Here is a 14,095-nt window from a genome sequence, read left to right as displayed (position 1 = left end):
TTGGCCCGGCGGCTAAACCGCGAATCGTACTTCTCGTCTTCTCCCCCCCTGCTCCCCCTCTCCCCTGCCCCTCTGCGGTCTTCTTTGCGTCCTTTGCGTCTTTGCGGTTCTTAACCTTCCGGCTTCATAAGCTTGCCGACACTGGACCACGAACTAGCGGCAAACGGACAAAGATCAGCGTCCCTCGATTGGGCTGGCTGACCACCTGGGCTTCACCGCCGGCTAGCTTAGCGCGCCGGTTGATGCCTAACAATCCAAAGCGGTCCTTGGCCACCTTGTCGACTTCAAAGCCCACGCCCCAATCGCGCACGGCTAGATGGAGCGACTCGGTCAATTGGGTCAGCCGGATTTCGGCTCGGTCGCTGCGGCTGTGCTGCACGATGTTGGCCAGGGCCTGCTGGGCAATGCGGAAAATCGTCACTTCCAGCAGCGATTCCAACCGCTTGAACTGCACATTGGTCGACAGCGTCACGTCGATCGGGTGGGCCAACCGGTGCTCGGCCACCAGATAATCGAGCGCCGCCACGATCCCCTGCTCGTCCAGGATCGGCGGCCGCAGCCCGCTGAGCAGCCGCCGCCCCTCGTCCAGCGATTGCCGCAGCAGCGCCAACACCTTGTCGACGCGCGCCAGCTCGTCGGGCGAAAACCGCGCGAGCGTGCCGCGCAGCCCCTCCAACTCCCAGACGCCACCCGTCAAATCTTGCAGCAGCCCATCGTGCAATTCATAGGCCATCAGCTGCCTGTCGCTTTCGTGCGACTTGAGCACACTCTGCAGAAATTCTTGTTCTTGAATCTTTTCGGCTTCCTCGACTTTACGCGCCGTGATGTCGGCCACGGCCCCCGACATTCGCACCGGACGCCCCTGCTCGTCCCACAGTGCCTGTCCGCGCGACAAGAACCAGCGCATCTCGCCATCGCGGCGGAAGACCCGGTACTCAATGTCCTGGTATGGCACGCGGTCCCTCAGGTGACGATCTAGCGCCGCGTAGACGCCCGGCAAGTCCTCGGGATGGACTCGGCTGAAGAACGCCCCCAGGGTGTCGGGAAACTCGTGCGGCTCGTGCCCGAACATCTTCTTCAGATGCGGCGAGTAATAGATGGGGTTGTCCCAGTTCAGCGGGTCTTCGCTGTTCACCCGAGTATCCCACAGCCCCATCTTGGCGCCGTGGATCATCTGGTTGAAGCGTTCGACGTTTTCGTGCAGCGCCGCCTCGGTGGCTTGCCGGCGCGACGCCTCGTCGCGCAGCACTTCGTTGGCGCGATTCAGGTTTTCGGTTCGATGCGCGACGCGTTGCTCGAGCTCGTCGCGCATCTTGCGCAACTGAAACTCGGCTTCCTTCTGCTCGGTCACGTCAACATTGATATTCAAGATGCGGTGAATCGAACCGTCCGGCGCGGTGTCAAACACCGTCCCATAGGTGTGAATCCAGCGGTAGCTGCCGTCGGCATGGCGCATCCGCGACTCGAACAACACCGGTTCGGCCAACTTTAACTGGCCCGACTCGAAGGCCTGGACCGCGGCCATGTGCTGGCCTAGCACGCGGTCGCGATCGTCGGGATGGTACAGCCCGAGGGCGAACTCGAAGCCGCCTTCAACAAGCCGCTGGCGCGGATAGCCGAAGATTTTCTCGAAGGCGTCGCTGACAAACGTGTACTTGCCCGCCTTGGCCTCGAACATGATCACCGCGGCCGGCAAGGTGGCCGCGATCGTGTTCAGGAACTCGTTCCCGGCACGCAGTTCGGCCTCGGCGCGCGCGTGTTCGCCGTCGATCTGGCGCAGCCGGGCGACTTCCTGTTCGAGCGCGGCGATCTTGGCCCGCAGTTCAGAGACTTGCGCTGCTGAATCCGACACTCGCCACGTTCTCCTAATGTGCGGGTCGTCGACTGTATGAATACCAACGCGGGTCGCCGCTGCTGGCTCCGCCAACGAGCTAGCCGCGCCCCGCGGCGCACATGGTCATGCTAACGCCAATCGTCAAACGGCTGGCGCGACTTGGGCTACTGTTGCGGCGCGCGCTCGCCAATGGTCAGCGTGCCGCACATCCGCTTCATCCAGTCCTCGCAGCCTTTCATATCGGCTTGACGCTGGATCGATTCGGGAATCCGCATGATGGCCACAATCCGCCAACCTTGCCCTTCAAAGTAATTCACCCAGATGGTCCCGGGCAATTTGAAGCCGGAACTCTCGTGCAGTCCCATCTTCCGATAGAACGATTCGGCGTTGATCTTCAATGTCTGCCACTGGACCGAGTTCCCCTTGGCCGGCGCTTCGAGGACCGCTTCGTCGAACTTCTCGGCCTTCAACTCGGGGAAGGCCTTGTTCAACCGTGCCAACAACGCCTCGCGCAACGGCACGTTCGGGTCCAGGCTCAACTCCTTGGCCTTGGCCGCCCGCGCTGCCGCTTCGACCGCCGCCGGGTCGGGCGGAGCATTGGGGTCGGGCGGCACTGCGTTTGGATCGCTGGGCGCCGTATTCGGCAGCGTCGGCGCGGTCGGATTCACCGCCTGGGCGTTCGGGTCTTGCGCTGGCGGTGCGTTGGGATCGGGCTGCGGCGCGTTTGGGTCGGTCGAGCCGCCGATGTTCTTCGCCGCGATGTGCAAAAAGAACGGCACTTCGATACCGCGCCCGTCCTTGGCCGTCCCCTGACAGTACAACCGCACATCAGGCAGCCAGACGAAATCGGGCTGCACCGTCTCGTTCCGAATCGGCGGCGCGTTGGTGTCGGGGTCCGGCGTGGCCGGCGTGTTTTCCCAGGCCGAGTTGAACTTGGCCGGAATCCGGAACCAGATCGGCAGCGATCCGTCGGCCGCCATCAGCCGCCGGTACTGCGGGTACAGACCGCGGAACTTGTCGGCATGGTTAACTATCTCGACCTGCTGGTTCAGCCGGGCTTCGAACTCGGCCTGGCCACAACCGGCGACCACGAGCGCGACCAGACAACCGCCAACCAGCGCCAACCGCCCGCCCAGCGGCCCAGCCGCGCGACGCCGAAACCATCCCAGAAGCATAAGAAGACTCGATCGCAAAGGTGACGAGCTGACGAGTTGGGGGCTGTGGAACAGCCTAAAAAGTCGATTCTGAATCGCTAGGCCACCCAAGTCAAGCGCGCGGCGTTGCTCGCGATCGCAGTAATCGGGCTTTAGGGAATTAGCTCGCCGTAGTTCCGTCGCCGCAGTCCAACTCTGATAGCGTCGGACCAGTATCGGCGCGAATTGCGAGGAAAGAAGAGAAGACGTGAATCGCGTCAACGCGGGCTCGCGTGGCCTTCTCGCGTCCCCTGGAAGATCAATGGGAGTAGCCTATCGCAGCCGGTCGTAATTTAGCACAATTTGGCTAGCGATTAACAATCTCGCCACTTGGGTGGCATCGGACTCGCGAGGCTCGTAGACTCCGCCTATGAAAAACAACCCCTTGCCAAGACTGGATACCTCTTCCGAATGGCGAGATCGGCTTCTGCCTCATTGCCGACTGAAGGCAGGGGGCGTGTGGCGCGATCCCGCTGGAAAGCACGTCGTGGGCTGCTTGGATGCGACCGACTTGAAGTCCGTAAAGTCCCTGGTCGGCGATGTATCACCAACCCTGGCTATCCATGATCCGCCCTACAACCTGGTCGCGTTCGAGCGTCGCAGTATTGGGGAATACACCGAGTGGTCCAGGCGCTGGGTTCGGATTACCCACGATGTCCTCGCTCACGAGGGCTCCCTCTATGTCTGGTTGGGGGCGGATCAACGTGACGGATTCCAGCCGCTCGCTGATTTCATAGTGATGATGCGCGAAGAACCTTTTGCAGCCCGCAGTTTTATCACGATGAGGAATCAGCGCGGTTATGGTACGCAAAAGAACTGGATGGCGGTACGCCAGGAACTCCTGTACTACGTGAAAGGCTCGCCCGCTTTCAATGTCGAAGCGGAGTACACGGATATTCCGAAGATTCTGCGTGGATACTACAAGGAAGTAAATGGTTGCGTGACCGAAAACCTTGAACGGAGCAAATCCGACACGATTCGCGCGGGAAACGTATGGGTTGACATACAGCAAGTGTTTTATCGGATGGAAGAAAATGTTTCCGGCTGCTACGCACAAAAGCCACTGAAGTGCATCGAGCGGATCATCCGTGCTAGTTCCCAAAAGGGTGACGTGATCCTCGATTTTTTTGCGCACTCAGGTTCCACGCTACTCGCGGCGGAGATGCTTGATCGACGGTGCATCACGACGGACATCGACCCGATCTACTGTGAAATCAGCATACGCCGCCTAGAACGCTACCGGCAGACGGGCCGACTTGGTTGGCAGAATGGCCACCCATTTGAAAAAGAATTCCCTGACGCCATTGATGCTGATCAATCCGAACTGCTGGCCGCACCCAACAGGACCGCGCCGCTGCCAATGCTTTTCGAATAAAACATGGAAGCCCTGCACAACGAGATCGATGAGTTGTTGGCAAAGCTGCCCGCTGCGGAACAAATCCGCGAGCGACTGGATACCCTCGTCTCGGTCTACCCGTTTAATGAATACGAATTCGTCATTTCGCACCTGCTCGCCAAAAATGTCTTGTCGCTCGAACAGTATCTTGAGATGCGCGACAACTACATTGCCCGGAACATGTACCTGTATATCTTTGAAATCAGCGCACCGCGAACTTTCGGCGAGGCATGGGCGCAGGGACATTTGAAAGAGCTTGTCCCCGAACTCGCCAAGTCCACGAAGAAGTTGGATTCAAATTACTCAGGCCAATATGACTTTCTGCTTGACGGTAGAGTTCGGATCGAAGTAAAAGCATCCCGTGCAGTGGACGCTGGGGTAGATGCGCCTCTTTACGTGAAGGCGTTATCATCCGTTTCTACCAAGCCATTCTGGATGAACTTCCAGCAGATCAAACCAGCTTGCTGCGACGTAATTGTTTGGATTGCCGTTTGGCGCGACCAAATACGGTATTGGGTGCTTTCATCACACGAAGTCGAAACGCACCCCGACTATTCCAAAACTCAACATCGCGGCAATGTGGGCGAAGGGCAATTTCACGTGACAAACGAGAACATAGGCAAGCTCGAATTATTCCGAATTGCGTCAGACAAGCTGGCCGAGGCCATTCGCGCGGCATTCACAAGACAGAAGACGGCCAAGCATTCCGCCTGACAAAGCACAGCACTCGACCGGGCCAGCATTACAGCTTCTCGAAGGATCACGCTCATCGTAACCGAGCTTACGGAAACTGTCCTGCTGTCGTTGCTTCGCCACGGTCGAGTTCGGGCAGCGTTAGATCAGCCCGCGTGTAGATGTCATACGCCCCGTCTCGGTAGCAACGTCGCCAGGTTTCCACCTTGGCCAGTTCGCCGGCCAACGGGCACGCGCGCGGCACCAGGATCGCATCGCTCGGGTAGCGGGCCAGCGTCTCCTGCCAGCCCGGCTCGGCCTGGTACAACGCCTCGATCTGTTCCAACAGTCCGTGCTGGTACGCCACTTCGTAGCGTCCGTCCAGGCTGACCTTCACCGCCGGGTGGAGCTTCCACATCACGTACCCGCCGGGCACGAATGGGACCATCAGGTTCCCCGAAAACTTCACCTCGCCGAGGTAATCGACCGCGCCGGTTGGGTACATGGGTCGGCCGGTCAACTCTTCGGCCGGGGTGTTCGGCATTTTCATCTGCCACGGCGCGGCCGGCACGATTCGCATCAGGCACAGCACCGCGATGGCACTTGAAAAGGCCACGATCGCCGTCCGCCGCCGCTGCCAGAGATTGACGACCAGGTCGCCGAGGCGTGTTTGCTGCAACCAGGCCGGCACGAAACACAACCAGACGACAAAATACAATGACAGGTGCCGCGTGTGGCTCAGCGCCGCATAGGCCGTCGCGGCCCACACCAGCAGCCCTTGCATCCGCCGCAGGCCGAGTTGCGTCCAGGCGTAGGCCACCATCAGCACGCTCAACAGATAAACACTGAACGTGCCAGGATCGTTCTGCCACAACGGCCGCCACTCGATGATCATCGGCCGCGGCATCGATAGCGCGTGCAGCAAGTACGGCACGTAGTCCGCGCCATAAGGATTGACCAACACCAACGCCCCCAGGGCCGCGCCCAACAGCACCAGATGCCGGAACGGCTGCCGCCGCACCGCTTGCTCGACCGTGTAAAGCGCAAACAATCCCAGTCCGACGACAAAGCCGGCATGAACATTCAGCCAGACCAGTTGCACAGGCAGCCAGGCGATCATCCACCAGCGTCGTCCAGTTCGATCGAGTTCCAAGCACCAGAGCAACAGCCCCAGGCAGAACATCGTCAGCAACTGGGCGCGAATCGTCGTGAACCCGTAACAGCCCGCCAGCAAAATCGCCGGCGCCAGGGTGATGATCACCGCCTGCGACGCTCCGCGACGCCGCGCCACCAGAAAGCAGCAGGCCCCTACGCCGAGCGAAAGAGCGTATTTCAGCGCCATGATCCCCGGCGCACCCAACAACTGAGCCACGCCATAAAACAGGAACCCGGCCCCCCACTCGTGATGCACCACCGGGTAAACTGTGGGGGTGTACGAGAAGCGATCCTCCAATGGCAAGCGCCCGAGTTGAAGCGTCTCGCGCGCCAAAGCCATCTCGTGCCACAAGTCAGGATCGACGAACGTGAGCTGCCCCAGATTGACCAGGAACATCCCCACCAGGGCCGCCAGCGCCGCCGCGAGCGCCGCCCGGTCCAGTCGTGTCGGTTCTGTCGGATTTACTGTCGCCATGCGAAACAACTCCTCACTAGAACATAGGTCGCCCGGCGTGCGCTGCCGGCTTGGTGTGACGCCGCTTTTCCTGCTGTTGGTGGCGGTTCTCGTCAATGTGCCCGCCGCCTCGGTCCAGGCCGACCCGAACGACTGGTTTGGCATTCAAGTCGTCGACGCCGACACCGACCGGGGCGTGCCGCTGGTGGAACTCGAAACGGTCCACCACGTGCGCTTCGTCACCGACAGTGCTGGCTGGGTCGCCCTAAACGAGCCCGAGTTGATGAACCGGCCGACGTTCTTCCACGTCCGCAGTCACGGCTACGAGATGCCGGCCGATGGCTTTGGCGTTCGTGGCAAGCAATTTACGCCGCGCGCCGGTGAGCGCGCCACGCTCAAGCTGCGGCGTGTGAATATTGCCGAACGACTGTACCGGATCACCGGTGGCGGGATCTATCGCGACAGCGTGCTGCTCGGTATCAAGCCGCCGCTGGCCGAGCCGCTATTGAATGGACAGGTTCTCGGGCAAGACACCGTGATGACCGTGTTCTATCGGGACCGGTTCCGCTGGTTCTGGGGCGACACGTTGCGACCGGACTATCCACTAGGGCAATTTCGGACCAGCGGCGCGATTTCAAAGCTGCCCGAGCAGGGCGGGCTCGATCCGTCGGTTGGCGTCGACCTGCAATACTTCACCAACGACAACGGCTTCAGCCGGCCGATGTGCGGGCATCCCAGCAAAGACGGCGTGATCTGGATTGCAGGCTTATGTTCCGTGCGCGACAGCGCGCATGCGGAGCGGCTGTTGTGCTTCTATTCGCGGCGCAAGGATTTGGAACAGGAACTCGACCACGGCCTGATGCGCTATGACGACGATCAAGACAAGTTTGTCGTGCTGCGCGAGTTGACCGAGGCCGATGCCTGGCGGCATCCCGACGGCCAGACGTTGCGTTGGCGCGACGGCGAGGTCGACTATCTGGCGTTCGCTTCGCCCGTGCCGAATGTCCGCGTCCGCGCCACCTGGGAAGACGCAACGAACCCGGCCGCGTACGAAGCGTTTGGGCTGTGGGAAGCCGAAGCGGTGTCACCTCCGGCCAAGTTTCCCGACAAGCTCCCGCGCGACGCCGAGGGGCAATTGCGATGGCGTTGGGGGCACAACGTCGTGCCGATCGATCCGAAACAAGAACGCGACTTGATCGCCGCCAAGAAGATGACGACTGACGAAGCGCGGTTTCTGCCCCGCGACGCCGAGGGGCGCACGATCGTGATCCATGCCGCGTCGGTCCACTGGAACGCCTACTTGAAGCGCTGGCTGGTGATCGGCGAGCAATACGGCGGGACGTCGCTCTTGGGGGAGATTTGGCTGGTGACGGCCGATGCGCCGACCGGCCCGTGGCGCACGGCGGTCAAGATTTTGACCCACGACAAGTACACGTTTTACAACCCGGCGCATCATCCCGAGTTCGACGCCGACGGCGGCCGCGTGATCTACTTCGAGGGAACCTACACGAACAGCTTCTCAGGCAACCCCGACGCGACACCTCGGTACGATTACAACCAGATCATGTATCGAGTGGATTTAGCCGATCCGCGGTTGCAGCCAGTGGTGGGCCGCTAGCACTGTTTGTCAGTGGTCAGTTGTCCGTAGTCAGTTGCACTCTGATAGGTGCCCATCAGCAACTGACAACGGACTTCGCTGCAAGCAGCGGAACTTTGGCGAAACGGGCAATCATTAAGCACCTTTCTGTGCCAGCACGTCCAGCTTGCGCCGTTAGAACCGTTAAAGTTTGCGCAGCTTAACGGCCGATAAACCGCGAGCCGAACCGGACTCTGCGCCGGCGGCACTGACTCGATCAGCAGGTCGTTAGGCACGGAGACGGTGGTGAGCGGACCACTCCTTTCCCACTCAATCAGCAGCGCCCCTCGGGCAACCGGGCACGCGCCACATGCGCTCGCGCATCACAGCGAGGATGCTCCGTGCGGTTGGCCCCGGGCCTGGCCGCTGTTGATCGTGCTGGTGGCCGTGCTGACGATGGTTGGCTGCGCGCGAACGCGTTACCGCCTGCAGGCCGATCGAGACGTGACGGGCCTGGTGCAAGAAAAATCGAACGATCAGCGCTGGGCCATCCCAGCCGGCTTCAACTTGCAGATCGATCCGCGCAGCCGCTACTACGATCCGAACGATCCTGACCGGACGCCGATGCCGCCGGACGACCCGGCCGCGCACGTCTACATGCACAACGTGGCCGGTAAAAAAGGCTACAAGCTTTGGCACCGTTGGGGCGATCAGGCCCGGCTGGAGAATCCCGAGTGGTACGCGATGATCGGCCAGTACACGCCGGTCACGCCCGACGGCAAGATCAAGCTCGATCTCGAAGGGGCGGTGCAGTTGGGCTACATCCATTCGCCCGACTACCGCACGCAGCTCGAAACGCTGTACCTGTCGGCACTCGACGTCAGTACCGAACGATTCCGCTTCATGACCCAGTTTTACGGCGGCCTTGGCGCTTCGTACACGGCGGCCGGCGCGGTGGCCAGTAGCTCCGGCAACGACTCGACGCTGCTGACCGCGGGCACCGGGGCCGGCGCGCTGAGCGGGTTTGGCATTGCCGGCGTGAACACCGGTAACGACCCGACGCGACTCACCTTCCAGCGCAACTTTGCCACCGGTGGCCAGGCCGTCGTGACGTTCGCCAACTCGTTTGTTTGGCAGTTCACCGGCGGCGAGCAGAACACCACGTCGTCGCTGATCAACTTCAACATCATTCAACCGCTGTTGCGCGCCGGCGGCCGAGCCGTGGCGCTTGAACAGTTGACGATTGTCGAGCGGAACTTGCTGGGGAACCTCCGTTCGATCCAGCGCTACCGCCAAGGCTTTTTCACCAACGTGGCCGTCGGCTATTTCGTGGTCAACGGCCCACAACGTCAAGGTGGTTTCCAAGGCGGCACGGGCTTGACGGGCTTCTCGGGCCAAGGGGCCGGCGGCTTGGGCGGCGTCGGCGGCGCCACGAACTTTGGCCGCGCGGGCTTTGGCGCGGCCACGGCCGGTGGCGGCGGCGCGGCGGCCGGCGCTGGTTTCGCCGGCGGCGGCGTGGGGCAAGTCGGCGGCTTTATCGGCCTGCTGCAACAACGCCAGCAATTGCGCAATACCGAGGACAGTCTGAATCTGCAGTTGCGGACGCTCAAGCTGCTGGAAGCGAACCTGGCGGCCGGCGTGATCGACATCACCCAGGTCGACATCTTCCGCCAGAACATCGAGACCGAGCGGGCCAACCTGCTCAACGCGCAAATCAACTACCAGAACACGCTCGACACCTTCAAGCGGCAGATTCTCGGCCTGCCGCCCCATTTACCGGTCGAGATCGACGAGTCGATGATCGAGCAGTTCCTGTTCATCGACCGGGACACGCGCTCGCTGGAAAACGATCTGAGCGACTTCATCGAGCAGATCGGCACGGATGACGACAAGGATCCGACGGTCCAGCAATTGCTCGAGGGGTCCGATCGGCTCGCCGCCATGCGCGAACGCGTGGAGAAGTGCCTGGCCGAAGTCGATGACGATCTGCGCAAGCTCGACTTGGCGACGCCGGGCCGGCTGAAGCTGATGCAGCCCGAGGAAGCGCCGCGGCTCGAAGAAGAAAAGACCAAGCTCCGCGACGCATACAACACGCTAGTGGCCCGTTTCGAGGGCAGCGTCGGCACGATGAAGAACTATCGCGGCACCGTCAACGAGGACAACCGGGGCAAGTCAGCCGACACGCTGGTGGCCCTGGCCATGCAATTGCTCCGCGGCATTCAAGAATTGTCGCTGGTGCAAGTCCGCGCTCGACTCGAAAGCATTGTCGTCGATCCGATTTCGCTCGAATCGACCCAGGCGCTCGAAATCGCCCGGCAGAATCGCCTGGATTGGATGAACAACCGGCTCACGGTCGTCAACACCTGGCGCTTGATCACGTACAACGCCAACGCGCTGCGATCGAACTTTTCGGTGCAGTTCTCGGGCAACTACGGCACCATCCGCAACAACATGGTCTCGTTCGACCCGTCGAACGGCAGCTTGACGGCGAGCATTCGCCTGGACCCGCCGATCACGCGGTTGCTCGAACGCAACAACTATCGTCAGTCGCTGATCAGCTATCAGCAAGACCGCCGCACGCTGATTCAATTCGAAGACGGCGTGAACCAGACGCTGCGTCAGGACATTCGCTCGGTGAAACAGTTTCTGGTCAATCTCGAGATTCAACGCCGCGCCGTGGCAATTGCCGTCCGCCGCGTGGACAAGACGCTTGAAGACTTGAACCAACCACCGCCAGCGGTTCAGCCTGGTCAGCAGGATGCGCCCCAACTTGGGCCGACGGCCGCGCTGAACTTGCTGACCGCGATCTCCGACTTGCGCAACGCCCAGAATAACTTCATGGGCGTCTGGCTCAACTATTACTCGGAACGGATGGAGTTGGAGCAAGACCTGGGGATCATGCAGTTGGACGAGCGCGGCATCTGGATCGATCGCCCGTTCGACGAATTGATCGCCAGCCTGGTGCCCGTCGAAGTCGAACCTCTGCCGCCGCCGGTGCCCGATGAATGGCTGCGCGACGCGGGCATCGATCCGCACAAGCCCCCCGAGGCCCAGGCCGAGCCGTTGCCCATGCCCAAAACCAAGGGAGCGATGGAAGAACTGCCCAAAAAGCCGGTCCCGCCGCCGCCAGCGCCCAAGCTGACGCCGACGCAGGGCTCGTCGAACAGCGCGGATCGGCTGCACTTCAAGCACTGGTTCAAGATGTTCCGACCGGCCGAGCCTCGGCCGGCACGCGAGCAGGAGATCCTGCTGGTACAGGGAACCGAAGAGGCGGGCCAACATGGCGATGCCAACCCGAATGGCGCGAGCAAGTCTGGCGCGAATGCGATTTACGATTACAGTATGTCATCGGCCGTGCGATTGGCGCCATCGGCGCCGCGGCGATTGCCCGACTTGACCGACGAAACGGATAAGACGATCCGCCGCTTGAAGCCGATCGAGCCGCCAGCGACGGAATCGAAGCCGGCCGCTGATTCAAAGCCGAGCGCCGAGTCAAAGTCGGTCAGTCAGCAACCGGACGAATCGGCCACCGACGGCAAGAACGTGATCCGCTTGGCTCGGCGTCCAGCCGCGGCGAAATAGCGCGGCAGCTCTCTTATCAAGCCGCTCGGCTCTTGCATCGGCCCGGGCGACAAGTAGGCTGAGGCGTGCTCGCTCCCCTGCCCCTTCGCCCCAAAGGATGTTCGATGCGCACGCATTTCCTGCCTTGTTTCGTTGTCGCCTGTCTCAGTGTCGCCCTGGTTGGCACTATTGCCCAGGCTGCCGACGAACCAAACAAGCTCTCGGCGGCTGAACTAGCCGATGGTTGGATTCTGCTGTTCGACGGCGAGTCCGATTACGGTTGGACAGCGACCAGCAAGGCCAACTGGCGCGTCGCTGATGGCGCGATGTCAGTTTCCGAAGGGGAAGGCGGCTTTCTGACCACGACCAGCGATTTTGGCGACTACGTGCTGCGGGTCGACTTCCGCGCCGGGCTCGACACCAACAGCGGCGTGTTCCTGCGCACGCCGGCCGTGCCGACCGATCCGACGAAGGATTGCTACGAACTGAACATCGCCGACCCGCAGCTCAGCCCCTTCCCCACCGGCAGCTTTGTCCAGCGCCAGAAGGGCAGCGATTACCGAGCCAGCACTGATTGGCAATCGTTCCAGGTGACCGCCCAAGGCGGCCACTTCGTCGTGCAGCTCGACGGCCGCACGGTGCTCGACTACACCGACCCCGCGCCGTTGGGGCGGGGCCGCGTCGCGCTGCAGTTCCGCACCGGAGCGGTTTCGTTTCGCAATATCAAGCTCAAGCCGCTGGGGCTCAACAGTCTGTTCAACGGCAAGGATTTGACCGGCTGGAAGACGTTCCCGGACATGAAGAGCAAGTTCAGCGTCACCTCGGCCGGCGAACTGAACGTGAAGGATGGCCGCGGGCAACTGGAAAGCGCGCCGCGGTTCGCCGACTTTGTTTATCAGATGGAAGTTTTTTCGAACGGCAAACACCTGAACTCAGGCGTCTTCTTTCGCTGCATCCCCGGCGAGAACACGAACGGCTACGAGTGCCAGATTCAAAACGGCTTTAAGGACGGCGACCGGTCGCAACCGATTGATTGCGGCACCGGCGGGTTCTATCGACGGCAGAATGCGCGGCGCGTAATAGCGGACGACTTCACCTGGTTCCCCATGACGCTGATCGCCTCGGGAGATCACATGGCAACCTGGGTCAACGGCGTGCAGGTGAGCGACTGGACTGACACTCGCCCTGCCAACGCCAATCCGCGGCAAGGGCTGCGCGTCGAGGCGGGCACCTTGCAGTTGCAGGGGCACGACCCAACGACTGATCTGTCGTTCCGCAAACTGCAAGCGGCCGAACTGCCGACACGGTAATGGACGTCGACGCCATCAATCGCCTATTGGCCGCGCGCTTTGCAGGGTGCCCTGTGGGCACCTTATCTGCGGCAACGACGCGATGAATGGTTTCACCCTGCCGGTGGTGACGACCGAATCGCGATTCCTTTCTTTCCTTTCGCATTGCGATACTTTGCCGCCCACAAGGCACCCTACCGAGTGCCGCGTGAGCGCATCTGTCGTGAATCGCCGTCACGAATATCGGCTTTGTGAAAAATGTAACATGGCCCGGCTCTTAGATTTACGCGCCAAAAAGTTTTGACTCCGCTCAGCCCCGGGCATTATGCTGCGGTAGTTGCATTGTTGGCGGCGCATGAGGCCGTGGCCGGATCACATCTGGTGAGTTCGCATCGCCGCAATTCCGCGGTGCCCGGGTGAGTTCCGACACAACGCTCGGCAGGCACGCCGACACCTCGTTTCATTCCATCGTCACGCTGTTCTCGCGGAGCTAGAACATGACCTTGAACGACATCCTGCGCACCAAGGGTTCGACCGTTTACACCATCGCACCGACCGCCACGTTGGGTGAAGTGATTCACTCGTTGGTGATCCATCGTTGCGGCGCCCTGCTGGTGTGCGCCGATCCGGCGCGTTGCCGCGGCATGGTGGGCATCGTTTCCGAGCGCGATCTGCTCCGCGCGTGCGCCGAGAATGAAGGTTCGATCAATCGGCTGCTCGTCTCGGATTACATGTCGACCGATCTGGTGACCGGCACCCCTGAGAACTCGGTCGAATACATCATGGGCGTGATGACCGATCACCGAATTCGCCACCTGCCGGTCCTCGACGGGGACAATCTGGTGGGCATGATCTCGATCGGCGACCTGGTCAAGGCGCAACTCAACCAGACCGTGATCGAGAATCATTATCTCAAGACGTACATCCACGGCTAAGCGAGCGGGGTTTATTAGGCTGGCCGTGTC

9 protein-coding genes are annotated in these 14,095 nt (G+C 61.4%); 6 read left to right on the top strand and 3 right to left on the bottom strand.

Translation table 11 applies throughout. The features are described 5' to 3' along the window. Positions 1–124: 124 nt before the first annotated feature. Together JSS27_15350 and JSS27_15345 are read right to left on the bottom strand one after the other, a co-directional pair. A complete protein-coding gene (locus JSS27_15350; protein ID MBS0210321.1) occupies positions 125–1,852 on the bottom strand; it encodes a PAS domain-containing protein in 1,728 nt (575 codons plus the stop codon). A gap of 146 nt (positions 1,853–1,998) precedes the next feature. Then, the gene (locus tag JSS27_15345) at positions 1,999–3,009 is read right to left on the bottom strand and encodes a hypothetical protein (GenBank protein ID MBS0210320.1); all 1,011 of its coding nucleotides are present in this window, start codon (positions 3,007–3,009) and stop codon (positions 1,999–2,001) included. A 388-nt stretch (positions 3,010–3,397) separates the two neighbouring features. Here JSS27_15345 and JSS27_15340 point away from each other — a divergent pair, with 388 nt between their 5' ends. Next, on the top strand, positions 3,398–4,402 hold the full coding sequence (locus JSS27_15340) for a site-specific DNA-methyltransferase (protein ID MBS0210319.1): 1,005 nt from the start codon (positions 3,398–3,400) through the stop codon (positions 4,400–4,402). 3 nt (positions 4,403–4,405) lie between these two features. Continuing rightward, the gene (locus tag JSS27_15335) at positions 4,406–5,137 is read left to right on the top strand and encodes a hypothetical protein (GenBank protein ID MBS0210318.1); all 732 of its coding nucleotides are present in this window, start codon (positions 4,406–4,408) and stop codon (positions 5,135–5,137) included. 67 nt (positions 5,138–5,204) lie between these two features. On the opposite strand, the gene JSS27_15330 is transcribed toward JSS27_15335, so the two are convergent. Further along, complete coding sequence (locus tag JSS27_15330) at positions 5,205–6,725, bottom strand: hypothetical protein (GenBank protein MBS0210317.1); 1,521 nt, start codon at positions 6,723–6,725, stop codon at positions 5,205–5,207. A gap of 37 nt (positions 6,726–6,762) precedes the next feature. Between JSS27_15330 and JSS27_15325 the strand changes: the two genes are divergently transcribed. From JSS27_15325 to JSS27_15310, 4 genes are all read left to right on the top strand, one after another. After that, positions 6,763–8,322: a hypothetical protein gene (locus JSS27_15325; protein ID MBS0210316.1), complete on the top strand. Its 1,560-nt coding sequence runs from the start codon at positions 6,763–6,765 to the stop codon at positions 8,320–8,322. Between the two features lie 264 nt (positions 8,323–8,586). Beyond that, positions 8,587–11,862, top strand: a complete 3,276-nt coding sequence (locus JSS27_15320) for a hypothetical protein (GenBank protein MBS0210315.1) — start codon at positions 8,587–8,589, stop codon at positions 11,860–11,862. Between the two features lie 104 nt (positions 11,863–11,966). Beyond that, complete coding sequence (locus tag JSS27_15315) at positions 11,967–13,151, top strand: DUF1080 domain-containing protein (protein ID MBS0210314.1); 1,185 nt, start codon at positions 11,967–11,969, stop codon at positions 13,149–13,151. Positions 13,152–13,627: 476 nt separating this feature from the next. Then, positions 13,628–14,065 carry a CBS domain-containing protein gene (locus JSS27_15310; protein MBS0210313.1) on the top strand — a complete coding sequence of 146 codons (438 nt, stop codon included), beginning with the start codon at positions 13,628–13,630 and terminating at the stop codon, positions 14,063–14,065. Positions 14,066–14,095 lie beyond the last annotated feature (30 nt).

Source organism: Planctomycetota bacterium, from assembly GCA_018242585.1.
Taxonomy (GTDB): Bacteria; Planctomycetota; Planctomycetia; order Pirellulales; family PNKZ01; genus JAFEBQ01.
This window is presented reverse-complemented; position numbering and strand designations above follow the sequence as displayed.

Excerpts from the sequence above, each read along its gene's own strand:
- JSS27_15335 (MBS0210318.1), top strand. The coding sequence starts at position 4,406 with ATGGAAGCCCTGCACAACGAGATCGATGAGTTGTTGGCAAAGCTGCCC.
- JSS27_15310 (MBS0210313.1), top strand. The coding sequence starts at position 13,628 with ATGACCTTGAACGACATCCTGCGCACCAAGGGTTCGACCGTTTACACC.
- JSS27_15340 (MBS0210319.1), top strand. The coding sequence starts at position 3,398 with ATGAAAAACAACCCCTTGCCAAGACTGGATACCTCTTCCGAATGGCGA.
- JSS27_15315 (MBS0210314.1), top strand. The coding sequence starts at position 11,967 with ATGCGCACGCATTTCCTGCCTTGTTTCGTTGTCGCCTGTCTCAGTGTC.
- JSS27_15345 (MBS0210320.1), bottom strand. The coding sequence starts at position 3,009 with ATGCTTCTGGGATGGTTTCGGCGTCGCGCGGCTGGGCCGCTGGGCGGG.
- JSS27_15330 (MBS0210317.1), bottom strand. The coding sequence starts at position 6,725 with ATGGCGACAGTAAATCCGACAGAACCGACACGACTGGACCGGGCGGCG.